This window comes from Agromyces flavus (genome assembly GCF_900104685.1).
Taxonomy (GTDB): domain Bacteria; phylum Actinomycetota; class Actinomycetes; order Actinomycetales; family Microbacteriaceae; genus Agromyces; species Agromyces flavus.
On record NZ_LT629755.1, the window covers coordinates 1,245,666 to 1,267,883 of the forward strand.

The following is a 22,218-nucleotide window of genomic DNA, read 5'->3' on the forward strand; positions in this document are numbered from 1 at the left end:
GAATCGGGGGAGTCCCATCCGACTAGGGTGCGGTCATGATGCGCACGAGTCGATCGGGCCGACGGATGGGTATCGCCGTCGTGCTGCTCACCAGCCTGGTGGGCTGCTCGGCGACCGGACCTCGCACGGCGCCCGTCGATGCTGTGGTCGGAACCAGCGAGGCCAGGCCCGAGATCGCGTCCGAGCCGACCGAGACGCGTCCACGCCTGTCGGATCTCGCGCCGGGCACCATCGTGGCCACCGGCGACTTCGATTCCCGGGGCGTCACCGGGCGCATCGAGATCAAGGCGAACGGCACCGACGAGGGGTTCGACGTTGCGTTGATCGGTATCTCGCCGCTTCCACCCGTCGGCACCTCACTCGAACTGAACGCCCTCCCGGCGACTGCGACCGATGCCGAGCTCCAGCAGGGCTTCAGCTTCTACACGTACGACGCGCTCCGGGGATCGGCCGATCAGACCTTCTCGATGCCGGGCGCTGGGTACGGGGGATTCGAGACGAACGACCCCAGCTACATGCGGACGGCGGTGATCTGGGCCGCGCCGCCCGGCGCACCGATCGGCCTCGGAAGCGTCGTCGCGACCGCGCAGCTGACCTGGGACCTTCCCGACATGAATCAGGGTCTCGAGCTGGTCGATCGCGGAACGGCGGATGGAGCACGCGGAGCGGTGACCGTCGGTTCGGACGGCACGCCGTCGACCTATCGGGTCGCCCGCGGTGATACGCCCGAGGGCATCACCGAGCGCTTCGGCATCACCATGGAGGACCTGGAGTGGCTGAACCCGGATCGGCTGACCACGCGACTCGTGCTCGCCGACCTCACGATCAACCTCTCGCGGGATGCTCGCGGGCTTCGGGGTTGAATAGGGCGGCGGTGCGCAACAGCACCGTCCAGCGTCAGGGTGAGCGTAGGCGAGTGTTCGACGAGCCGCGGCCGCTGAGCGAGTTCCCCGAGTCTTCCGCACCCGCGCTCCGATGACTGACCAAGTTGTCGCGGGGGACTCCGCGCGCGGCGATTCGGCGCCTAGCATTCCGATACCCGAACACTTGGAGGAACATCGTGCTCACACGAATCCCGGCCGCCGTCTCGGCCACGCTGCTCGCAACCGTCCTGATCGCCGCAGGAGCATCGACGGCGAACGCCGACAGCATGAGGCTCTGCGGCGAGGAGCTTCTTCAGCTGCAGAACGATGTCGGCTCGGTGCCGATCACCGGGGGCAAGGTCGAGAAGGAGCGCGCTGGGCTGGTGAAACTCGTCGAGGCCACGATCACCCTGGTCGACGACGGCAAGACGACCGATGCGGTCGTCAAACTGGGGAACCTGCAGACGAAGGTCGACGACCTGGAGGCGGCCGAGCGGATCAGCGCGGAGTCCGCCGCGTTGCTGACGGACGACACCACGTCTGCGACCCTGTGCCTTTCCAGCGCCGGGTGAGGTCGGCGCCCGCGCCGTAGTGCGGCGCTCGCGACCCGGTGGTGTGCGCCTCACAAGACATGACGTCCTGCGAGTTCCTGGAAGCGCCGATAATGCGCATTATGTCGGTTCGGCTCTGGAACTCCCTCCCCGGCTGGAACGCTCGCCGCCCGCGAGAGCCGTCAGCTCCACAGCTCGGCGAGCTGAACAGCAATGCGCTTGCCCTGCTCGTATCCGGCTCGCGCTGCGGGCGGTCGCGTCGACGGATCCATCATGTCGTCGCCGAACGCCGCTCGCGAGGCATCGTCCGGGAAGACGGTTTCCACGACGCTCCCCTCGGCGCGGAGTGCATCGACCTGGTCGGTGAGATGCGTGCCCCATTCCACCGGAGTCAGGGACCTGCCGCCCAATGGCGACAATACGAGCACTCGGGCACATCCGGCCGCGAGGTCCGCGTTGTCCGCGTTGGCCCGATACCCGCCGTCGATGTATCGCCGGTCGCCGACGCGGTAGGCGAACCCGCCGGCGCAGCTGGCGGCGACCGCGTCAACGAGATCCACCCCGCTGCGACGATCGAAGACCACCGGTTCACCGGAATCGGCATCCACCGCGGTGATGAGCAATCGTCGCATCGGCCAGTCCCGGGTCGGAAAGCGCGCTGCCACCGTGGCGCGCCAGCGCTCACTCGTCAGATCGTCGGATGCCGCGTCCGACGCGAGCGCCGCACCCATCCTGCGGCGCCAGTCCACGGCATCCTCCGACGCTGCGATGATCGCCCTCAGTCGCTCCAGGTGGTTTATGGTGAGCCGGGCCCGGCCCCGCGCAGGACCGGTTCCGCTCCCCCGTGCCGGTGGCGGTGCCGGAGGGGTCAGGACGGCATCGAGCAGATCCGACGCCGTTGCGCCCAGGATCTGCGCGGCGGCCGTCGATCCCGCCGAGGTTCCCACTACGACATCCGCTCGGGTCGGATCCGCCCCGCCCTCGGACAAGCCCGCCAGGACGCCGATCAACCAGGCATTGCCGGCGGACCCTCCGCCGCCGAGGACCAACGCGGTTCGAGCCGAGTCGTCCGGCGGCCTCCCACGAACCGCTGGACCCACCTCATCGTGAGGTCGCTTCATCATGCAGGTGACTCAGATGGACGCTGACACGCGCGGAGACGCCGCCCGACCCCCCAGGTCCGGACGGTGCGTGTGGTCACGCGGCCTTGGGCCGTGGCGTCATCAGCCGCCGTATCGCTCCTCGTGTCGCCGGATCTTCTCGAGGCGCTTCTCCCCCGCCGGCATGCCGAACTCGTTGAGTGGACCGGTCGCCGCCCGTTCTGGCAGGCGTTCATCGGTCGGGCATTCGAGCAGGACATTCGACGTGGATTCGTCGACGCGGTGCTCGAACATCGGGTGCCCGCAGACGGGGCACGGCTTCTCCCCCAGCTGACTGCGGTCATCTGGGTCTTCCGGGGCCATCTCCGGCGATGCGAATGCTGGACTGAGGGTCCGGTCCACGCGATCGAAGAACCGCGTGAACGCATTCCGGTCGTCAGGGCCCGCATCCTCGCGTGCCATGGCGCCGATGGTACTCCCGAGGTCGTGGGACGCGCGAGCACTCGAACGGATAGTTCCAGTATCGATTCCGATGGCCCCGGGTCCCCCGAGTCAGTGCTCGCCGAAACCCGACTCCGCCAAGTCGGCGATCGCGTCGACTGCCGGTGCTCCATCGGGATCCTCGCTCGCGATCTCGACCTCATCTCCCCTGACGAGGCCGAGCGCCATGATCGCGAGCAGGCTCTTCGCGTCGGTGCCGTTGACGGTCACACGCTGCGGGAACGTCCCGGCGAGCTTCACGAGCTCGGCCGCAGGGCGCGCGTGGAGACCGTCGGCATTGGCGAGCGTGACGCGTCGACGATGAACGGGCGTCGCGGCGGGCGCGACGCCGGCGCCGGCGTGGGCGTCCTCGACCGATCGAGGCCCGGCTCCCGCCGCCGTCTCCGCGGCACGCAGGACCGCGTCCAGCGGGTCGCCCGACTCTGCTGCGACGGATGCCGCGACGCCGCCCTCCACGAGCGGTGCGTCGGCGATCCGCACGCGTGCCCGCTGGTCGTCGTCGAGGAAGTCGAGCGCCGTGTCGGCGGTCAGGATCGCCGATCCGAGGTCGCAGAGCACCACGACGCCGACCCCGTCGTCGGCGGCCTGGATGGCCGACGAGACGAGATCGAAGCTCGTCCCGATCCGTCCGTCGTCGGTGCCTCCGGCCGCTTCGAGCCGCGCGGTCGGCGCCATCTGCCTGGCGAGCTCGACGAGCCCGTCCGCGAGTCGTCGGGAGTGCGAGACGAACACGATGCCCACCCGAGCGTCGCGCACGGGGTCAGGCACTGGTGCCGTTCGTGGCCGCGGCGGCGGCGGCCTCGAGCAGGTAGGCAGTGGACTGCGCTCCGGGATCCCGGTGGCCCGCGGACCGCTCCCCCAGGTAACTCGCTCGCCCCTTCCGCGCGACGAGCGGCTCCGTCGCGACCGCTCCCGCGGCCGCGGCGTCCGCTGCCGCCCGAAGCGCCTCGGCGGCGGTCGCTCCGCGCTCGGCGGCGTCGCGGGCCGCGTCCACCGCAGGCGTCCAGGCATCGACCATGGTCTTGTCGCCCAGCTCAGCCTTGCCGCGCGCCACGATGCCGTCGCGGCCCGCCTCGAGCAGCGCCGCGACGCCGCCGGCGTCGATCGAGGTCTCCCCCGCGGCGGCCCCCGACGCCTTCAGGTAGGCCGTCCCGTACAGCGGACCGGCCGCCCCGCCGACGGTCGAGATCAGGGTCGTCGCGACGAGCTTCAGGACGTCGGCCGGCGTGGAACCGGCTGGCAGGTCGTCGAGCTTCGGAAGCACCGCCTGGAAGCCGCGATCCATGTTCTCGCCGTGATCGCCGTCACCGATCTCGCGATCGAGCGTGATGAGCTCGATCCGATGCTCCGACATGGCCTCCGCGCTGCGCCGAATCCAATCGACCGCCCACGTGATGTCCAGTCCCACCGTCCGGCCCCCTACCGGCCCCACCGCAGCGCCGCGGTGTGCACCGGCGCGTCCCAGAGCTCGACCATCTCGTCGTCGAGCTTGAGCAGCGTCAGCGAGAAGCCCTGCATCTCGAGCGAGGTGATGTAGTTGCCGACGAGCGATCGCTCGATGCGGATGCCGCGCTCCTCGAGCACCTCGGCCGCGCGGCGATAGGCGATGTAGAGCTCGACCTGCGGCGTGCCGCCCATGCCGTTGACGAAGAGCAGCACCCGGTCGCCCGACGAGAACGGGAGATCCTCGAGGATCGGGGTGAGCAGACGGTCGACGAGCGAGTCGGCCGGCTCGAGCTTGATGCGCTCGCGACCAGGCTCGCCGTGGATGCCGATGCCGATCTCGACCTCGTCCTCGGCGAGCGTGAAGCTGGGCTCGCCGGCGTGCGGCACGATGCACGGCGTCAGCGCCATGCCCATCGAGCGCACGTTGGCGTTCACGCGCTCGGCGATCTCGGCGACCTGATCGAGCGAGTCGCCGCGCTCGGCGGCCGCGCCGGCGATCTTCTCGACGAGGACCGTTCCGCCGACGCCGCGACGGCCCGCCGTGTACAGCGAGTCCTTCACGGCGACGTCGTCGTTGGTGACGACCGCGCGCACCTCGATGCCGTCGGCGGCGGCGAGGTCGGCCGCCGTCTCGAAGTTGAGCACGTCGCCGGTGTAGTTCTTCACGATGTGCAGGACGCCCTTGCCGGCGTCGACGGCCTTGGTCGCATTGAGGATCGGGTCGGGCGTGGGCGAAGTGAACACCGCGCCCGGCACCGCTGCATCGAGCATGCCGTGTCCCACGAAGCCCGCGTGGAGCGGCTCATGGCCGCTGCCGCCGCCGGAGACGATGCCGACCTTGCCGGACACGGGCGCATCGGCGCGCACGACGTGGATCGGGTCGGTCGCGACCTTCACGAGGTCGGCGTGCGCGAGCGCGAACCCGGCGACGGACTCGTCGACCACGCGCTTCGGGTCGTTGATGATCTTCTTCACGGACGTCCCTTTCCCCTCGAACTGCCCGCGCCGGGCCCACGCGCATCGACGCCGTCGGCAGCACTCCCCGCAAAACTACCCCCGCCGCCGCAGCGCATGAAAGGGCTCTCCGCGAAAAGCGGAGCGGCCCTTCCGCGTGACTTCGCGACGCGAGTATGGTTGGCGCCATCCGCCCCAGGGGCGCGGCCCTCGGGCTCGGCGAAAGGATGGAAGGTCGACGTGGACAATCTCGGTGTACTGTTCCTGTCCGAACTCGTGGGCACAGCGATGCTGGTGCTCCTCGGCTGCGGCGTCGTGGCGAACGTCGCCCTCGCGAAGACGAAGGGCTTCGCCGGCGGCTTCCTCATGGTGACGTTCGGCTGGGGCTTCGCCGTCTTCGCGGGCGTCATCGTGGCGTACGCGTCCGGTGCCCACATCAACCCCGCGGTGACGCTCGGCCTGGTGGCCAACGGCGCGACGGAGTTCGGGAACGCCGGCCTCGGCCTCACGGTGCCGGTCACGGTGCTCAGCGTCATCGCCTACATCGGCGCTCAGCTGATCGGCGCGATCATCGGCGCCGTGATCGTGTGGCTCGCCTACAAGCAGCACTTCGACGAGGAGCCCGACCCGGCGCCCAAGCTCGGCACGTTCTCGACGGGCCCCGGCATCCGCAACTACGCGTGGAACCTCGTGACCGAGGTCATCGGCACCTTCGTCCTGGTGTTCGTCGTCATCGGATTCGGCCGCCAGGGCGACCCCTCGGGCCTGGCCTCTCTGGGTGCACTGCCGGTCGCCCTCCTCGTGGTCGGCATCGGCGTCTCCCTCGGTGGTCCGACCGGGTACGCGATCAACCCCGCACGCGACCTCGGCCCTCGCATCGCACACGCGTTCCTGCCGATCCGCGGCAAGGGCGCGTCCGACTGGGCCTACTCGTGGGTTCCGGTGGTCGGTCCCATCGTCGGCGGCCTGCTCGCCGGCTGGACCGCCATCTGGCTGCTCCCCATCATCACCTGACCATCCGGCGGGGCCGGTCCTCCGGGACCGGCCCCGCTTCCGTTCCGCACGCATGCAGTCGTGCGCCCGTTCGGCATCGACGCCGACGGGACATCCGCAACATTTGAGAGGACGTCATGGCGGACTACATCCTGGCGATCGACCAGGGAACCACCAGCACGCGGGCCATCATCTTCGACAAGAAGGGCTCGATCGTCTCGAGCGGGCAGCTCGAGCACGAGCAGATCTTCCCGAGGCCCGGATGGGTCGAGCACGACCCCATGGAGATCTGGCGCAACACGCGTGAGGTGATCGGCCAGGCCCTCGGCAAGGCCGATCTCACGCGCCACGACATCGCCGCGGTCGGCATCACCAACCAGCGCGAGACGGCGGTCGTGTGGGACAAGAACACGGGCGAGCCCGTCTACAACGCCATCGTCTGGCAGGACACCCGCACGCAGCCGATCGTCGACCGGCTCGCCGCCGACGGCGGCGTCGAGCGGTTCAAGCAGGACGTCGGGCTGCCGCTGGCGACGTACTTCTCGGGCACGAAGATCGTCTGGATCCTGGAGAACGTCGACGGCGCACGCCAGAGGGCCGAGGCCGGCGACCTCCTGTTCGGCACCACCGACTGCTGGGTGCTGTGGAACCTCACGGGCGGCACCGAGGGTGGCGTGCATGCCACGGATGTCACGAACGCGAGCCGCACGATGTTCATGGATCTCGAGTCGCTCTCCTGGCGGGATGACATCCTCGAGGCGTTCGGCGTGCCGCGCTCGATGATGCCCGAGATCCGGGCGTCGTCCGAGGTGTACGGCAACGTGGAGCCCTCGAGCCTCCTGCGCGAGGTCCCCGTCGCCGGCATCCTCGGCGACCAGCAGGCCGCCACGTTCGGCCAGGCGGCGTTCGACGCGGGCGAGTCGAAGAACACCTACGGCACGGGCAACTTCCTCATCTTCAACACCGACACCGAGATCGTGCACTCCAAGAACGGCCTGCTCACGACCCTCGGCTACAAGATCGGCGACGAGCCGGCGCACTACGCGCTCGAGGGCTCCATCGCCGTGACCGGTTCGCTCATCCAGTGGCTGCGCGACAACCTGGGGTTGATCTCCAGCGCACCCGAGGTGGAGGAGCTCGCCAAATCGGTGGAGGACAACGGCGGCGCGTACTTCGTGCCGGCCTTCTCGGGCCTCTTCGCGCCGTACTGGCGTCCGGACGCGCGCGGCGCGCTCGTGGGCCTGACCCGCTACGTGAACAAGGGCCACATCGCGCGAGCGGCGCTCGAGGCGACCGCGTTCCAGACCCGCGAGGTGCTGGACGCCGTGAACGCGGACTCGGGCGTGGAGTTGGAGGAGCTCAAGGTCGACGGCGGCATGATCGCGAACGACACGCTCATGCAGTTCCAGGCCGACATCCTCGGTGTGCCCGTCGTGCGCCCGGTCGTCGCCGAGACCACCGCGCTCGGCGCGGCGTATGCGGCCGGCCTCGCGGTCGGCTTCTGGTCGGGCCTCGACGACCTTCGCGCCAACTGGCAGGAGGATCGTCGCTGGGAGCCGAAGATGGATGCCGAGGAGCGCGAGCGCCAGCTCCGACTGTGGAAGAAGGCCGTCTCGAAGACGTTCGACTGGGTCGACGCCGACGTGTCGCACGAGTGACCTGATGCATGACGAGGGCCCCGCCGCGGCGGGGCTCTCGTCATGCGCCCGAGGGGCGGGACCGTGCGGCGTGCGCCGGAGCGGTCAGCGACGGGTCGCTGCGACCCAGTCCTCGAGCTTGCGTGCGGCGGCACCGCTGTCGATCGCGCCCTCGGCGACGGCCATCTTCTCGTGGAAGCGCTCGAGGATCGTCCGCTGCAGCTGGCTCGGGTCGTTGGCGAGCTCGAACGCGACCAGTCCCGCCGCGGCGTTCAGCACGACGATGTCGCGGACCGGCCCTCGGGCACCGGCGAAGACCTCGCGCACGATGTGCGCGTTGTGCTCGGCGTCGCCGCCCTGCAGCTGGTCGATCGTCGCTCGCGGCAGGCCGAGCTCGCGCGGGTCGAGGTCGTGCTCCTTGACCGTTCCGCGCGACACCTCCCAGATGTGGCTGTGCCCCGTCGTGGTGAGCTCGTCGAGCCCGTCGTCGCCGCGGAAGACGAGCGCCGTGGCCCCACGCGTCTGGAAGACGCCGACGATGAGCGGGACGCGATCGAGCTGGGCGACGCCGACGGCGGATGCCTCGGGTCGTGCGGGATTGCACAACGGGCCCAGGAAGTTGAACACGGTCGGCACGCCGATCTGCGACCGCACGGGACCGGCATGCTTGAAGCCGGGATGGAACGCCGCCGCGAATGCGAACGTGATGCCCGCCTCACCGAGGATCTCGGCGACCCGGTGCGCCGGAAGCGCGAGGTCGATCCCGAGCGCGCCGAGCACGTCGGACGATCCCGACGCGGAACTCGCGGCCTTGTTGCCGTGCTTGATCACGGGGACGCCCGCTGCCGCGCAGATCACCGAGGCCATCGTCGAGACGTTCACCGTGCCGAATCGGTCGCCGCCGGTGCCGACGATGTCGAGCGCCATCGGATCGACCGGGAGCTCGACGGCGTGCTCCAGGATGGCGTCGCGGAAACCGACGATCTCGTCGACGGTCTCGCCCTTGAGTCGCAGCGCGATGAGGAATGCCGCGAGCTGCGCGTCGGTCGCGACCCCCGTCATGACCTGCTCCATGCACCACGCAGCATCCGACACGCTGAGGTCTTCGCCCTCGATGAGGGTGTTCAGGACGGCGGGCCAGGACTGGGCTGGGGACATGCCTCGATCCTATCCGCGGGGATTCGAGGCGGATTCACGGCACCTCATCAGCCCCACCGCAGGCTCCGAACGAGCGAATCCGCCTGCGAACGAGCTTCGACGTCAAAAACTCGGGCGCCGGATCAGCCATAATGGGGAGCGTGACGAGCACCTCATTGACGTATCAGGCGACCGCGCCCGTGATCAAGCGTCCCAACACCGTTGCTGTGGGCACGATCGTGTGGCTCGGCAGCGAGGTGATGTTCTTCGCGGGACTCTTCGCGATCTACTTCACCCTGCGTTCGACGTCCCCCGAGCTGTGGGCGTTCGAGGCCGATCGCCTGAACTTCCCGTTCTCCCTGACGAACACGATCATCCTCGTGGCGTCGTCGTTCACGTGCCAGTTCGGCGTCTTCGCCGCCGAGCGCAGCCAGCCCTACCGCACGGGCTGGCGGCCGACGCAGTGGGGCATGGTCGAGTGGTTCTTCCTGACCTACGCCATGGGCGCGATCTTCGTCGCGGGCCAGGTCTGGGAGTACGCGCAGCTCGTGTCCGAGGGCATCGCCATCGACTCCAACGCCTACGGCTCGGCCTTCTACCTCACCACGGGGTTCCACGGCCTGCACGTCACCGGCGGCCTGCTCGCGTTCCTGTTCGTGATCGGGCGCACGTTCGCGGTCAAGAACTTCGGCCACCGCGAGGCGACCAGCGCGATCGTCGTGTCCTACTACTGGCACTTCGTCGACGTCGTCTGGATCGGCCTGTTCCTCGTCATCTACGTCCTCAGATAAGGCCGAGTCCAGGAGCGTCATCCCGCAATGCCCGTGAACAGGAAGAGATCAATGACCCGCTCGAAGCGACGCACCGGCCGCCGGCACCCGCTCGCCACCGCCGCGCTGCTCGCGCTCGGCCTCGTGTTCACGGGTGGCGCGTACGCCGCCTTCAGCACGACCACGGCGCAGGCCGAGGCCTCCCCCACGTCGCAGGAGACCATCGACGAGGGCCAGAAGCTGTTCCAGGCCAACTGCGCCACGTGCCACGGCCTCGAGGCGCAGGGCACCGAGGCGGGGCCGAGCCTGGTCGGCGTGGGCGCCGCCGCCGTCGACTTCCAGGTCGGCACCGGCCGCATGCCCATGCAGATGCAGGGCCCGCAGGCCGAGCAGAAGCCGGTCCAGTTCACCGACGAGCAGGTCAAGCAGCTGGCGTACTACGTCGCCTCCCTCGGACCGGGCCCCGACATCCCCGCCGACAGCCTCGTCAACGGAGGCGGCGACGCGGCCAACGGCGCAGAGCTCTTCCGCGTCAACTGCGCGATGTGCCACAACGTCGCCGGCGCGGGCGGCGCGCTCACCGAGGGCAAGTACGCTCCCCCGCTCACGGATGTCTCGGGCGTCCACATCTACGAGGCCATGGTCACCGGTCCGCAGAACATGCCGGTCTTCAACGACCTGAACATCACGCCCGAAGACAAGCGCGACATCATCACCTACCTGCAGTACGTGCAGGACAACCGTTCGCCCGGAGGCTTCGAGCTCGGCTCGCTCGGTCCGGTCGCGGAGGGCCTGTTCATCTGGATCTTCGGTCTCGGCGCCATCGTCGCGATCACCGTGTGGATCACGGCGAAGTCCAACTAGGGCCGACCGAAGAAGCGAAGAAGGAGAACCATGGCACAGGACGACCACAGCGGCTCTGAACTCGCCGCTGCCGACTCGTCGCACGCCGCGAACGTTCCCGCCGTCAAGGCGGGCACCGCACTCGTCCAGACCGACACGTTCGAGAACCCCGGCTTCGAGCCGCACCGCCCTCGCGTCACCGATGAGGATCCGGCGCGTGAGAAGCGGGCCCAGCGCACGGTCTACACCCTGTTCTACCTGTCGATCCTCGGCAGCGTCTGGGCGATCGCGGCGTACATGCTCTTCCCGATCGAGTCCAATGACGTCGGCGCGGTCCGGCTCAACAACATGTTCATCGGCCTCGGCTCGGCGCTCGCGCTCCTCGGCATCGGCTTCGGCGCGGTGCACTGGGGCAAGACCCTGATGACCTCGGCCGAGTCCATCGACATCCGCCACCCGATCGGCTCGACGGAGACGACCAAGCAGGGCGCGGTCGAGGTGTTCCGCCAGGCCGACGAGGAGTCGGGCTTCTCACGGCGCAGCGTGATCCGGAACAGCCTCATCGGAGCGCTGCTCGTCATGCCGCTTCCTGCCGTCGTGCTCTTCCGCGGGCTGGCGCCGCAGGACCAGCACCCGGTCGAACTGCTCAGCCACACCATGTGGAAGAAGGGCACCCGCCTCACGCTCGACCCCTCGGGCGTCCCCATCAAGGCCGCCGATGTGACCATCGGCAGCGCCTTCCATGTCATCCCCGAAGGCCTCAGCGAGCTCCACGAGGGCCGCCTCGAGGAGAAGGCCAAGGCGGCCGTCCTCCTCATGCGGCTCAATCCCGAGGAGCTCAACGAGACCGAAGAACGCAGTACCTGGTCGTACGACGGCATCGTCGCCTACTCCAAGATCTGCACGCACGTGGGCTGCCCCGTCGCCTTGTACGAGCAGCACACGCACCACCTGCTCTGCCCGTGCCACCAGTCGCAGTTCGACGTGGCCAACCACTGCGAGGTCATCTTCGGACCGGCCGCACGACCGCTTCCGCAGCTGCCCATCGAGGTCGACGACGAGGGCTACCTCGTCGCGCAGAGCGACTTCACCGAGCCCGTGGGCCCGAGCTTCTGGGAGCGTCATTGAGCACCGCAACCACCCGTCCGCCAGCGCCGACTCGGCGCTCGTTCACCGCTGCAGCGTCGGAGTACGTCAACGACCGCACCGGCATCGCCGTCGCCGTCAAGGGGCTCGGTCGCAAGGCCTTCCCCGACCACTGGTCGTTCCTCCTCGGTGAGGTCGCGCTCTTCAGCTTCATCGTCATCCTGGTCACCGGAACGTTCCTGACGTTCTTCTTCCAGGCCTCGATGGCCGAGGTCGAGTACGACGGTTCGTACGTGCCCCTCAAGGGCGTCGAGATGTCCGTGGCGATGGCGTCGACGCTCGACATCTCGTTCGACATCCGCGGCGGCCTCTTCGTCCGCCAGATGCACCACTGGGCGGCGCTGCTGTTCGTGGCCGCGATCGGCCTGCACATGCTGCGCATCTTCTTCACGGGTGCCTTCCGCAAGCCGCGCGAGATCAACTGGGTGTTCGGGTTCATCCTGTTCATCCTCGCGATGGGCGAGGGCTTCACGGGCTACTCGCTCCCCGACGACCTGCTGTCGGGCAACGGCCTCCGCATCATCGACGGCATGGTCAAGGGCATCCCGATCATCGGCACGTGGATCTCGTTCCTCCTCTTCGGCGGTGAGTTCCCCGGCACGGCGATCGTCGGGCGCCTGTACACGCTGCACATCCTGCTGCTGCCGGCGATCCTCGTCGCGCTCATCGCGGTCCACGTCGGCTACGTGTTCATCCACAAGCACACCCAGTTCGCCGGCCCCGGCCGCGACGTCACGAACTCGGTCGGTCCGCCCATCCTGCCGATCTACGCGGCCAAGGCCGGTGGCTTCATGTTCATCATCTTCGGTGTGGTGGCCGTCATCGCGTCGCTGTTCACGATCAACCCGATCTGGAACTACGGTCCGTACGACCCCTCGCCCGTGTCGGCGGGTACGCAGCCCGACTGGTACATCGGCTTCGCCGACGGCGCGCTGCGCCTGATCCCGCCGGGCTGGGAGTTCGTGCTGTTCGATCGCACCTGGTCGTTCAACATCCTCGTCCCGCTGATCGGGCTCGGCCTGTTCATCGTCACGGTCCTCATCTACCCCTTCATCGAGGCATGGGTGACCGGCGACAAGCGCGAGCACCACATCGCCGATCGCCCGCGGAACATGGCGACGCGCACCGCGATCGGTGCGGCGGGCGTGACGTTCTACGCGGTCCTGTGGGCCGCCGCGAGCTCCGACCTCATCGCCACGCACTTCAAGCTCACGATGGAGGGCGTGATCCACGCGCTGCAGGCCCTGGTCTTCATCGGGCCGATCGTCGCGTACTTCGTGACCAAGCGCGTCTGCATCGCCCTGCAGAAGAAGGACCGCGAGATCGTCCTCCACGGCTACGAGTCCGGACGCATCGTCAAGCTTCCGGGAGGCGAGTTCATCGAGGTCCACCAGCCGCTCGACGAGTACGAGCGCTGGCGCCTCGTGAGCTACGACTCCTATGAGCCGCTCATGCTGCGTCCGAACGCGCGCGGCAAGATCACGGCGGGCGAACGTCTTCGCGCGGGCATGTCGCGCTGGTTCTTCGAGGACCGCATCGCGCCCGTCACCAAGGGCGAGCTCGAGGCATCCCACTCGAACCACCACTGACCGTTCCGGGCACCTTCGGGCACCGGGCCATGTCGATCGACTCGACCTGGCTCCGGTGCCCGAACTGCTTCTCCGACCTGTCGCCCGTCGACGAGCGCGTGTTCGGATGTGACCGCGGACACCGGTTCGACCGTGCGAAGCAGGGCTACCTGACCCTGCTGCCGCCGAAGGCGCCGCGGACCGTCGGCGACGACCGGGCGATGCTCGATGCGCGGGCAGCGCTCCTGGGCAGCGGCGCCTACCGCCCCATCGCCGACGAGATCCTCCATGCCACGGCCATCGACTCCGCCGGTGGAACTCCGAGCATCGCCGACCTCGGCTGCGGCACGGGCTACTACTCGCAGCGCATCGCGGAGGCGCATCCGGGAGCCCGGTTCCTCCTCGCGGATCGGTCGGCAGATGCGGTTCGCGCCAGCCTGCGGTCACTGCCCGACGGCACCGGCATCGTCATGGACATCTGGCGACCCTTCCCGATCCGCTCGGCCGTCGCCGATGTCGTGTTGAATGTGTTCGCGCCGCGGAATCCCGCCGAGTTCGCGCGGATCCTGCACGCGTCCGGACGCGTGGTCGTCGTCGTGCCGCGCGTCGGCCACTTGGCCGAACTGCGTCGTGCCGGCCTACTGCTCGACGTGCCGCCCGAGAAGGCCTCGACCACGACCGAACGGCTCGACGACGCCGGGCTGATCCGCCGGAGCGCCGCCACGGTGGAGTATCGCATCGAGGCGGACGGGAATCTCCGCCGGATGCTCTCCGGGATGGGTCCGTCCGCGCATCACGCCGCCTCGACCGCCGACGTGTCCGATGACACCAGCATCGAGGTGACGGTCTCGGTCGACGTGCTCGGCTTCGGTCATCGCAGTGGCTCTGCCTCTGGCTGATCCGGGTGCATACTGGGCCCATGCCCGACTGCTGCGATCCCGGCTGGGCGCGCTACGAGGATGTCTTCGACGCGAGATTCGCCCGGGATCTCGCCCGACGCTACCGGCGCCGCGGGCCGACCAGATCGGAACGCCGCATGGTCGAGCATCTCGCCGGCCTGGGGGTCGACGATCGCGCGGTCCTCGAAATCGGTGGCGGCGTCGGCGCGATCCAGCTCGAACTGCTGACGCGCGGCGCCGCCCATACGACGAACGTGGAGCTCTCGGGCGCCTACGAGCGCGAAGCGGCCGCGCTCCTCGAGGAACGCGGACTCGAGCGCCGAGCAACCCGGATCGTCGGAGTCGACGTGGCGGTCGAGGGCGATCGGGTGCCCACGGCCGACTACGTCGTCCTCCACCGCGTGGTGTGCTGCTACCCCGACGTGGACAAGCTCCTGCTGGCCGCGGCAGGACACGCGCGGCGGGCGCTGGTGTTCAGCCATCCGCCCCGGACCTGGCTGACGCGAAGCTCAGTGGCGATGGGCAACGGCTGGATGCGATTCCGCGGCCACGAGTACCGCGGGTTCGTCCACTCCCCCAGCCGAATGTACGACGTGCTCGCCGACGCAGGATTCGCGGCGTCGCCGCTCAGCACCGGTCTTCAGTGGTGGGTGGTCGCGGCGACGCGGTCGGCAGCCGCGTGAGCGACGGAGACGACGAAGACCCCGGCACGGCGTCCCGGGGTCTTCGTCTGAAGGTGGACTCAGCGGGCGAAGTTGCCGCGGTAGTACTCGTACACCCAGCCGACCAGCGCGATCAGGGCGAGTGGGACCGCGATGAACGTGATCCACACACCGACCGCGAGGCCGAGGAACGCCAGTGCCGCACCGCCCGCGACGAGGATCGGCCACCAGCTCCACGGGCTGAAGAACCCGAGCTCGGCGTCGCCGTCGTCGATGTTCGCGTCGAGGCGGTCCTCGGGGAGCACGCCGCCCTGCTCCCGCCGCACGCGGCCGAGGTAGAAGGCGATGAACGCACTGAGGACGGTCGTCAGGCCGAGCGCGATGGTCCCCGCCCACTCCGGTCCGACGAGCTCGTGGGAGTTCGCGATGCGCGAGGCGCCGGCGTCGATCGCGGACCAGAAGCCGTACACGGCCGTCGCCAGGGCGAAGAAGCCGGCGAGGATCCAGAAGAGGATGACGTTGGCGCGCATCTACTTGACTTCCTTCGTCTCAGCGTCGTACACGGGAGCCTCGGGGGCGTCCTTGGCCGGACCGATGCCGACCGGGATTCCGGCCTCGGGGTGGTTGAGGTCGAAGGCGGGGCGCTCCGAGCGGATGCGCGGGATCGACGTGAAGTTGTGCCGCGGCGGCGGGCAGCTGGTCGCCCACTCGAGCGACCCGCCGTAGCCCCAAGGGTCGTTCACGGTCACCTTCGGAGCGCGACGCGCGGTGATGTACACGTTCAGGAAGAACGGCAGGAGCGAGATCGCGAGGATGAACGCGCCGATCGTGGACAACTGGTTCATCCAGGTGATGTTGTCTTCGGGCAGGTACGAGTAGTACCGGCGCGGCATGGCGACCACGCCCAGCCAGTGCTGGATGAGGAACGTCGTGTGGAAGCCGATGAACAGCAGCCAGAAGTGCCACTTGCCGAGCGTCTCGTTCAGCATCTTGCCGGTCCACTTGGGCCACCAGAAGTAGAAGCCCGAGAACATGGCGAACACGACGGTGCCGAACACCACGTAGTGGAAGTGCGCCACCACGAAGTAGGTGTCGGAGACGTGGAAGTCGAGCGGCGGCGAGGCGAGGATGACGCCGGTCAGGCCGCCGAACACGAAGGTGACGAGGAAGCCGAGCGCCCAGATGAGGGGGGTCTCGAAGGTGATCGAGCCCCGCCACATCGTGCCGACCCAGTTGAAGATCTTCACGCCCGTCGGCACCGCGATGAGCATCGTCATGAGTGCGAAGAAGGGCAGCAGCACGGAGCCGGTCACGTACATGTGGTGCGCCCACACCGAGACCGAGAGCGCGGCGATCGCGATCGTGGCGTAGATCAGCGTCTTGTAGCCGAAGATCGGCTTGCGGCTGAAGACCGGGAACACCTCGGAGACGATGCCGAAGAACGGCAGCGCGATGATGTAGACCTCGGGATGGCCGAAGAACCAGAACAGGTGCTGCCAGAGGATGACGCCGCCGTTCGCGGGGTCGTAGATGTGCGCGTTGAACACGCGGTCGGCAGCGGCGGCGAGCAGGGCGGCCGCCAGGACCGGGAACGCCATGAGCACGAGGATGGACGTCACGAGCGTGTTCCACGTGAAGATCGGCATGCGGAACATGGTCATGCCGGGTGCGCGCATCGTGATGATCGTCGTGATGAAGTTCACGGCGCCGAGGATCGTGCCGAAGCCCGACAGGCCGAGGCCGAGCATCCAGAGGTTGCCTCCGATGCCCGGTGAGAACGTCGTCGACGCGAGCGGCTGGTAGGCGAACCATCCGAACGACGCCGCGCCCTGCGGGGTGAAGAAGCCGGCGACCGCCATCAGCGAGCCGAAGTTGAACGCCCAGTAGGCGAACGCGTTCAGTCGGGGGAAGGCGACATCGGGTGCGCCGATCTGCAGCGGCATCAGCACGTTCGCGAATCCTGCGAACAGCGGCGTCGCGAACATGAGCAGCATGATCGTGCCGTGCATCGTGAACAGCTGGTTGTACTGCTCACGCGTCTGCAGGATCTCGAGACCCGGCTCGAACAGCTGCGCGCGGATGATGAGGGCCATCACGCCGCCGATGCAGAAGTAGACGAACGAGGTGATCAGGTACAGGTACCCGATGACCTTGTGGTCCGTCGAGGTGATCCACTTGACGAGGACGTTGCCCTTGCGCTCGACCTTCAGCGCGCCGAACTGCGGCGACGATGCGGTGGGACGAGCCGGTGCGGTCGTGGTGCTCATCGCGGCTTACTCTTCCTCTTTCAGTTCGGGCGCGCCCGTGCCGGGCAGGTTCTGGTTGCGGTCGTACTCGGTCGACAGCTGGCCCTCCTGGCCGGCGTCGCGCAGCGACTCGATGTAGTCGTCGTACTCGCCCTGCGAGACGACCTCGACGTTGAAGAGCATGAGCGAGTGGTACTCGCCGCACAGCTCGGCGCACTTGCCGGCGTAGGTGCCCTCGCGCTCGGGGACGAATGACATGTAGTTCGTCTTGCCGGGGAACATGTCCTTCTTGTAGAGGAAGTCCACGACCCAGAACGAGTGGATCACATCGCGCGCCTGGAGCGCGATCTCGACGTTGGCGCCGACCGGGAGCACGAGCGTGGGCAGCTCCTCCTGGTTGACGGAACCGTCGCCGTCGACCTCGAGCTGCGCCTGGATGCCGGCCGAGTAGACGTCTTCGTCGACGTAGTTGAAGTCCCACGCCCACTGCTTCGCGATGGCCTCGATCTTGACGTCGACCTGGTCCTCCGCGAAGCGCTCCTCGATGACCGCCTGGTCGCGCGCGGTGAACGCGAAGAAGCCGAGGACCAGGATCAGCGGGACGACCGTGTAGAAGACCTCGATCGGCATGTTGTACCGCAACTGAACCGGGAGGCCCGTCTGCCCCTTGCGTCGGCGGTATGCGATCACGGCCCAGATGGTCAGGCCCCACGTGATGATGCCGACGACGAGCAGCACGATCCAGGACGTCACCCAGAGGCCCGAGACGCGCTCCGTGTGGTTGGTCACGGGCGGCTCGCCCTCGACGAACCCGGGGAGGAATCCGTTCAGCTGTGCCTGCGTGCATCCGGCGAGGACGAGGCTGAGCGTCGCTGCGATCGGAACTGCAGCCCATCGGAGACGGCGATTGTGGCGCACCGGTGACCTTTCGGGAGATTCGAAGGCGCTTCACAGAAGCGCATTGATCATCCCTAGCCTACTCCGAGTCGACCACCGGCTCGTGCACCCCCGACGCGCGTTCAGGCGGACGTGCGAGGAATCCCGAGTTCGGCCGCCGAAAATGCGGAAAGGGAGACCGCGCGAGCGATCTCCCTTTCTGCTTGCGGACGACTCAGTGGAACGAGTCGCCGCACGCGCAACTGCCCTGCGCGTTGGGGTTGTCGATGGTGAAGCCCTGCTTCTGGATGGTGTCCTCGAAGTCGATGGTCGAGCCGTCGAGGTACGGCACGCTCATCTTGTCGACCACGACCTCGACGCCCGAGAAGTCCACGACGGCGTCGCCGTCGAGCAGCCGCTCGTCGAAGTAGAGCTGGTAGATCAGCCCCGAGCAGCCGCCGGGCTGCACCGCGACGCGCAGGCGGAGGTCGTCCCGACCCTCCTGCTCGAGGAGGCTGCGCACCTTGTCGGCAGCCGGATCGCTCAGCTTCACGCCGTGGATGGCGTCGGTGATGGTGTCGCTCATGTCACTCCTCGAAGAGTACGGATGCCTCGATTGTACCTGCGCCGGCTGGACGCTTCCCCAGTGCGACGCCGCGATCGCGCCTTCGGTGCACCGAGGCGGGTCGGCGGGCTCAGCCCTGCTCGCGCCGCTCCAGGCGCGCGAGGAACGCCGCCTCGGCGAGCACGGCGCGGCGGAAGACTCCGAGGTGCAGCGATTCGTTCGGGCTGTGCGCGCGCGAGTCGGGGTCCTCCACGCCCGTCACGAGGATCTGCGCGGAAGGGAACTCCTCGACGAGCTCGGCGATGAACGGGATGGAGCCGCCCACGCCGATGTCGACCGGTGCGCGCCCCCATGCCTCGGCCATGGCAGCCCTGGCCTCGGCGACCGCCCAACCGCTGGTGTCGACGAGGAACGGCTGACCGGTGTCGACGTCGTCGATCTCGATCCGAGCACCGAACGGCGCGTTCGCCAGCAGGTGCTCGCGGAGCACCTCGAGGGCCTGGCCGGCATCCTGTCCGGGCGCGATGCGGGCGCTGAGGCGCACTGCCACGCTGGGCAGGAGCGTGTTCGAGGCGTGTGCGACGGATGGCGCGTCGATGCCGGTGACCGTGATCGAGGGCTGCGCCCAGATCCGAGCGAGGATGCCTCCCCGGCCGATGGGCGCCACGCCGTCGAGCAGGCCGGTCTCGGCCCGCAGCTGGGCTTCGTCGTACTCGGGCGTCTCGAGATCGGCCGAGCGGAGGCCGGAGACGGCGACGGAGCCCTCCTCGTCCCAGAGCGAGTCGAGCAGCCGGATGGCGGCGAGCATCGCATCCGGCACCGCCCCGCCGAACATCCCCGAGTGCGACGCGTGGTCGAGGGTGGAGACGGTCAGCCGGAAGGTCACGTTACCGCGCAGCGCCACGGTGAGCGCCGGCGTGTCGACGTCCCAGTTGTTCGAGTCGGCGACCACGATGGCGTCGGCCTCGAGCAGGTCGCGCTGCTCGCGCAGGAAGTCGGCGAACGAAGGCGATCCGTCCTCCTCCTCGCCCTCGATGAAGAGCGCGAGGCCGAGGTCGAGGTCGTCGCCCACGACGTCGACGAGGGCCCGGATGGCGGCGACGTGGGCCATGACGCCGGCCTTGTCGTCGGCAGCCCCGCGCCCGTACAGTCGGTCGCCGCGGAGCGTGGGCTCGAACGGCGCCGACTCCCAGTGCTCGTCGCGACCGGGAGGCTGGACGTCGTGGTGCGCGTACAGCAGCACGGTGGGCCGGCCGTTGCGCGCGGCGCGCCGCGCGACGACGGCGGGCTGGCCGAGCTCGGCCCCGCCGGCGACCGCCGCCCGGCGGATGTCCACCTCGTCGAACACCTCAAGCCCGCGCACGAGCTCGGCCACGGCCTCGGCGCTGGCCGCGACGTGCTCGGGGTCGAACGCGCTCCACGAGACGGACGGGATGCGCACCAGGCGGGTGAGGTCGGCGATCGTGGAGGGGAACCCGGCCTCGACGGCCTCCCCCAGTCGATCGAGCGTGCCGCCCCACCCGTGGTCCGCTCGGGGTTCGCGGGCAGGCTGGACGTCGGTCGGGGTGTCGGTCATGCGGGTAATCTTAAGGCGAACCGAATCGACGAGGACTCCCGTGGCCAAGCACCCCCGTACCGACTCCCCCGCACCCGAGAACGGCGCCGACGCCGCGCCCGACGCTCCCAAGGCCGGCAAGGGCGCTCCGACGCCGAGCCGCGCCGCACAGGAGGCGGCCCGCAAGCGACCGCTCGTGCCGAACGACCGCAAGGAGGCGGCGCGCCAGGCGCGCGCCCGCTCGGCCGACGCACGTGAGCGCGCCCGGCTGGGTATGGCCGCGGGCGAGGAGAAGTACCTCCCCGTCCGCGATCGCGGTCCGCAGAAGAAGTACGTGCGCGACTACGTCGACGCCCGGTTCAGCATCGGCGAGGTGCTCATCCCCGTCATGTTCGCGGTGATCGTGCTGACCTTCATCCCGAGCTACGAGGTGCAGACCATCGGCATCTTCGCGCTCTGGGCGTTCTTCCTGATCTCGGTCGTCGACGTGATCATCCTCGGCACCGTGCTCAAGCGAAAGCTCGCCGCGAAGTTCGGCGCCGACCGGGTCGAGCGCGTCCGGTGGTACGCGGCGATGCGCGCGCTGCAGCTGCGCCCGCTGCGACTGCCCAAGCCGCAGGTCAAGCGGGGCCAGTACCCGTCCTGATCCCGCCGGCGCAGTGGGCGCGCACCGGGTGCACCGACGGGTCAGCCGCGCGCGAACACGCCCGAGCGGATGAGCGGGATCCTGGTCTCCTCGTCGGTGAGCGAGCCGTGCTGGCCGATCATGCCCTCGCCGCGGCGGTCGGGATCCCGTCGGTCGTAGTACGCGATGCCCGAACGCGCGGCCACCAGGATGTCGGCGATCCGATCGCGATTGCCCGCGTCGACGGCGCCGTACAGCCCCGCCGCGATCGCCTCGTCGCCCGAGAGCACCCACGCGCGATCGCCCTCTGCGGCCCGCCACCGCTCGAGCAGCACCTGCCGCTCCCCCGCGTCGAGTCCGGGCTCGAGCACGAGGCCGAGGCACCGCGGCTCGCCCGCGACGTGCCGCACGCCATCGAGCAGCACGGGCGACGCGTCGATGAACACGTGGCGGTGCGCGGGCACGTCGATCACGCCGTGGTCGGCGGTCACGATCAGGCCCGTGCCACGCGGCATCCGTCGTTCGAATGCCGCGACCTCGGCGTCGAGCGCCTCGAGGGCGGCGATCCATCGGTCGGATTCCCAGCCGTGGGCATGGGCGATCTGGTCGAGCTCGGAGACGTAGACGTAGACGAGGGCCGGGCCCTCCTCGACGATCCGCAGCGCCTCGGCGAACCGGTCGGTCACCTTCGCGCCCGACCGGTACTCGGAGCCCCGGAGCACGGCTCGGGTGAAGCCGGACGTCGCGTAGCGCGTGCCGCCCACGGCCACCGCGCGGAGACCCCGCTCGGTCGCGCGATCGAAGACGGTCGGATGGCGCTGCCACTGCTCGGGCACCATCCGGTCGTCCCATCCGCTGAGCTGGTTGACGACGCGGTCGTTCGCCCGATCGGGGACGCGATAGCCCACCAGCCCGTGCTCACCGGGCATGATTCCGGTCGCGAAGCTCGCGATCGCCGCGGCGGTGGTCGACGGGAAGACGGTGCGGATCACGTCCCGCTTCGCCATCCGCCCGGCGAGGAACCTCGCGTGCCCGGCGCGCCCGCGCAGGTTGGCCGCGCCGAGGCCGTCGACGAGCACCACCACCGCGGAGTCCGCTCTGGGAAGACCGAACGGATTCGACGACCCGGCGAGCGAGTCGAGCGCGGCGCCGAGCACCGCGGTGAGCCTCGGGGCACCGTCGGCGGGCACCGGTAGCATGGCAGGCATCGCGCCCAGTCTCGCATAGGGGCGGCGCGCTCCCCGCTTCCCCCGCGTGCCCGGCACGCCCTGCGCAGAGACG

General features: G+C 69.1%; 23 protein-coding genes. 11 read left to right on the top strand and 12 right to left on the bottom strand.

Annotated features, from left to right (window positions below; translation table 11 throughout):
- Positions 1-35 precede the first annotated feature (35 nt).
- Complete coding sequence (locus tag BLT99_RS05890) at positions 36-863, top strand: LysM peptidoglycan-binding domain-containing protein (RefSeq protein ID WP_157674943.1); 828 nt, start codon at positions 36-38, stop codon at positions 861-863.
- A 197-nt stretch (positions 864-1,060) separates the two neighbouring features.
- On the top strand, positions 1,061-1,435 hold the full coding sequence (locus BLT99_RS05895; RefSeq protein ID WP_092670098.1) for a hypothetical protein: 375 nt from the start codon (positions 1,061-1,063) through the stop codon (positions 1,433-1,435).
- Between the two features lie 161 nt (positions 1,436-1,596).
- Here the strand turns inward: BLT99_RS05895 and BLT99_RS05900 are convergent, their stop codons facing one another.
- The 5 genes from BLT99_RS05900 to dhaK all read right to left on the bottom strand — a co-directional run bounded on the left by BLT99_RS05900 (position 1,597) and on the right by dhaK (position 5,436).
- Positions 1,597-2,538, bottom strand: a complete 942-nt coding sequence (locus BLT99_RS05900; RefSeq protein WP_331712595.1) for a patatin-like phospholipase family protein — start codon at positions 2,536-2,538, stop codon at positions 1,597-1,599.
- Between the two features lie 99 nt (positions 2,539-2,637).
- Positions 2,638-2,976 (bottom strand): hypothetical protein, encoded by a 339-nt coding sequence (locus BLT99_RS17550; RefSeq protein ID WP_157674944.1) that lies wholly within the window; start codon positions 2,974-2,976, stop codon positions 2,638-2,640.
- 90 nt (positions 2,977-3,066) lie between these two features.
- Entirely contained in the window at positions 3,067-3,783 is a 717-nt protein-coding gene (gene dhaM, locus BLT99_RS05905) for a dihydroxyacetone kinase phosphoryl donor subunit DhaM (protein WP_231945699.1), read from the bottom strand.
- Complete coding sequence (gene dhaL, locus BLT99_RS05910) at positions 3,776-4,423, bottom strand: dihydroxyacetone kinase subunit DhaL (RefSeq protein WP_092670102.1); 648 nt, start codon at positions 4,421-4,423, stop codon at positions 3,776-3,778. Before dhaL ends, dhaM begins: the two co-directional genes overlap by 8 nt.
- Before the next feature lie 11 nt (positions 4,424-4,434).
- Positions 4,435-5,436, bottom strand: coding sequence for a dihydroxyacetone kinase subunit DhaK (gene dhaK / locus BLT99_RS05915; protein ID WP_092670104.1), 1,002 nt, complete (start codon positions 5,434-5,436; stop codon positions 4,435-4,437).
- Between the two features lie 219 nt (positions 5,437-5,655).
- Between dhaK and BLT99_RS05920 the strand changes: the two genes are divergently transcribed.
- Complete coding sequence (locus BLT99_RS05920; RefSeq protein ID WP_268238601.1) at positions 5,656-6,429, top strand: MIP/aquaporin family protein; 774 nt, start codon at positions 5,656-5,658, stop codon at positions 6,427-6,429.
- A gap of 116 nt (positions 6,430-6,545) precedes the next feature.
- The gene (gene glpK, locus BLT99_RS05925; RefSeq protein ID WP_092670108.1) at positions 6,546-8,066 is read left to right on the top strand and encodes a glycerol kinase GlpK; all 1,521 of its coding nucleotides are present in this window, start codon (positions 6,546-6,548) and stop codon (positions 8,064-8,066) included.
- A gap of 84 nt (positions 8,067-8,150) precedes the next feature.
- Here the strand turns inward: glpK and trpD are convergent, their stop codons facing one another.
- A complete protein-coding gene (gene trpD / locus BLT99_RS05930) occupies positions 8,151-9,203 on the bottom strand; it encodes an anthranilate phosphoribosyltransferase (RefSeq protein WP_092670110.1) in 1,053 nt (350 codons plus the stop codon).
- Positions 9,204-9,334: 131 nt separating this feature from the next.
- Here trpD and ctaE point away from each other — a divergent pair, with 131 nt between their 5' ends.
- The 6 genes from ctaE (at position 9,335) to BLT99_RS05960 (ending at position 15,091) form a co-directional block, all read left to right on the top strand.
- Positions 9,335-9,973, top strand: a complete 639-nt coding sequence (ctaE, locus tag BLT99_RS05935) for an aa3-type cytochrome oxidase subunit III (RefSeq protein ID WP_092670112.1) — start codon at positions 9,335-9,337, stop codon at positions 9,971-9,973.
- A 51-nt stretch (positions 9,974-10,024) separates the two neighbouring features.
- Positions 10,025-10,816 (top strand): cytochrome bc1 complex diheme cytochrome c subunit, encoded by a 792-nt coding sequence (qcrC, locus tag BLT99_RS05940; protein ID WP_092670114.1) that lies wholly within the window; start codon positions 10,025-10,027, stop codon positions 10,814-10,816.
- Between the two features lie 30 nt (positions 10,817-10,846).
- Complete coding sequence (gene qcrA, locus BLT99_RS05945) at positions 10,847-11,923, top strand: cytochrome bc1 complex Rieske iron-sulfur subunit (RefSeq protein ID WP_092670116.1); 1,077 nt, start codon at positions 10,847-10,849, stop codon at positions 11,921-11,923.
- The gene (qcrB, locus tag BLT99_RS05950; RefSeq protein WP_092670118.1) at positions 11,920-13,530 is read left to right on the top strand and encodes a cytochrome bc1 complex cytochrome b subunit; all 1,611 of its coding nucleotides are present in this window, start codon (positions 11,920-11,922) and stop codon (positions 13,528-13,530) included. Before qcrA ends, qcrB begins: the two co-directional genes overlap by 4 nt.
- Before the next feature lie 29 nt (positions 13,531-13,559).
- Positions 13,560-14,408: a putative RNA methyltransferase gene (locus BLT99_RS05955; RefSeq protein ID WP_092670120.1), complete on the top strand. Its 849-nt coding sequence runs from the start codon at positions 13,560-13,562 to the stop codon at positions 14,406-14,408.
- 137 nt (positions 14,409-14,545) lie between these two features.
- Positions 14,546-15,091 carry a methyltransferase domain-containing protein gene (locus BLT99_RS05960; protein WP_188434426.1) on the top strand — a complete coding sequence of 182 codons (546 nt, stop codon included), beginning with the start codon at positions 14,546-14,548 and terminating at the stop codon, positions 15,089-15,091.
- 59 nt (positions 15,092-15,150) lie between these two features.
- Here BLT99_RS05960 and BLT99_RS05965 read toward each other — a convergent pair whose 3' ends face one another.
- The 5 genes from BLT99_RS05965 to BLT99_RS05985 form a co-directional block, all read right to left on the bottom strand.
- A complete protein-coding gene (locus BLT99_RS05965) occupies positions 15,151-15,600 on the bottom strand; it encodes a cytochrome c oxidase subunit 4 (protein ID WP_092670122.1) in 450 nt (149 codons plus the stop codon).
- On the bottom strand, positions 15,601-17,337 hold the full coding sequence (gene ctaD, locus BLT99_RS05970) for an aa3-type cytochrome oxidase subunit I (RefSeq protein ID WP_092670124.1): 1,737 nt from the start codon (positions 17,335-17,337) through the stop codon (positions 15,601-15,603). It abuts the gene before it with no gap.
- Between the two features lie 6 nt (positions 17,338-17,343).
- Positions 17,344-18,234: an aa3-type cytochrome oxidase subunit II gene (ctaC, locus tag BLT99_RS05975; RefSeq protein ID WP_092670126.1), complete on the bottom strand. Its 891-nt coding sequence runs from the start codon at positions 18,232-18,234 to the stop codon at positions 17,344-17,346.
- Between the two features lie 193 nt (positions 18,235-18,427).
- Positions 18,428-18,778, bottom strand: a complete 351-nt coding sequence (gene erpA, locus BLT99_RS05980; protein WP_092670128.1) for an iron-sulfur cluster insertion protein ErpA — start codon at positions 18,776-18,778, stop codon at positions 18,428-18,430.
- Positions 18,779-18,887: 109 nt separating this feature from the next.
- Complete coding sequence (locus BLT99_RS05985; protein ID WP_092670130.1) at positions 18,888-20,333, bottom strand: dipeptidase; 1,446 nt, start codon at positions 20,331-20,333, stop codon at positions 18,888-18,890.
- Between the two features lie 40 nt (positions 20,334-20,373).
- Between BLT99_RS05985 and BLT99_RS05990 the strand changes: the two genes are divergently transcribed.
- Positions 20,374-20,958: a DUF3043 domain-containing protein gene (locus tag BLT99_RS05990; RefSeq protein ID WP_229724816.1), complete on the top strand. Its 585-nt coding sequence runs from the start codon at positions 20,374-20,376 to the stop codon at positions 20,956-20,958.
- 41 nt (positions 20,959-20,999) lie between these two features.
- Here BLT99_RS05990 and BLT99_RS05995 read toward each other — a convergent pair whose 3' ends face one another.
- Complete coding sequence (locus BLT99_RS05995) at positions 21,000-22,145, bottom strand: alkaline phosphatase family protein (protein WP_229724817.1); 1,146 nt, start codon at positions 22,143-22,145, stop codon at positions 21,000-21,002.
- Positions 22,146-22,218 lie beyond the last annotated feature (73 nt).

Coding starts and splice junctions, on each gene's coding strand:
- BLT99_RS05890 (WP_157674943.1), top strand. CDS start 36: ATGATGCGCACGAGTCGATCGGGCCGACGGATGGGTATCGCCGTCGTG.
- BLT99_RS05900 (WP_331712595.1), bottom strand. CDS start 2,538: ATGATGAAGCGACCTCACGATGAGGTGGGTCCAGCGGTTCGTGGGAGG.
- BLT99_RS17550 (WP_157674944.1), bottom strand. CDS start 2,976: ATGGCACGCGAGGATGCGGGCCCTGACGACCGGAATGCGTTCACGCGG.
- glpK (WP_092670108.1), top strand. CDS start 6,546: ATGGCGGACTACATCCTGGCGATCGACCAGGGAACCACCAGCACGCGG.
- trpD (WP_092670110.1), bottom strand. CDS start 9,203: ATGTCCCCAGCCCAGTCCTGGCCCGCCGTCCTGAACACCCTCATCGAG.
- ctaE (WP_092670112.1), top strand. CDS start 9,335: ATGGGGAGCGTGACGAGCACCTCATTGACGTATCAGGCGACCGCGCCC.
- qcrC (WP_092670114.1), top strand. CDS start 10,025: ATGACCCGCTCGAAGCGACGCACCGGCCGCCGGCACCCGCTCGCCACC.
- qcrA (WP_092670116.1), top strand. CDS start 10,847: ATGGCACAGGACGACCACAGCGGCTCTGAACTCGCCGCTGCCGACTCG.
- BLT99_RS05955 (WP_092670120.1), top strand. CDS start 13,560: ATGTCGATCGACTCGACCTGGCTCCGGTGCCCGAACTGCTTCTCCGAC.
- BLT99_RS05960 (WP_188434426.1), top strand. CDS start 14,546: ATGGTCGAGCATCTCGCCGGCCTGGGGGTCGACGATCGCGCGGTCCTC.
- BLT99_RS05965 (WP_092670122.1), bottom strand. CDS start 15,600: ATGCGCGCCAACGTCATCCTCTTCTGGATCCTCGCCGGCTTCTTCGCC.
- ctaD (WP_092670124.1), bottom strand. CDS start 17,337: ATGAGCACCACGACCGCACCGGCTCGTCCCACCGCATCGTCGCCGCAG.
- erpA (WP_092670128.1), bottom strand. CDS start 18,778: ATGAGCGACACCATCACCGACGCCATCCACGGCGTGAAGCTGAGCGAT.
- BLT99_RS05985 (WP_092670130.1), bottom strand. CDS start 20,333: ATGACCGACACCCCGACCGACGTCCAGCCTGCCCGCGAACCCCGAGCG.
- BLT99_RS05995 (WP_229724817.1), bottom strand. CDS start 22,145: ATGCCTGCCATGCTACCGGTGCCCGCCGACGGTGCCCCGAGGCTCACC.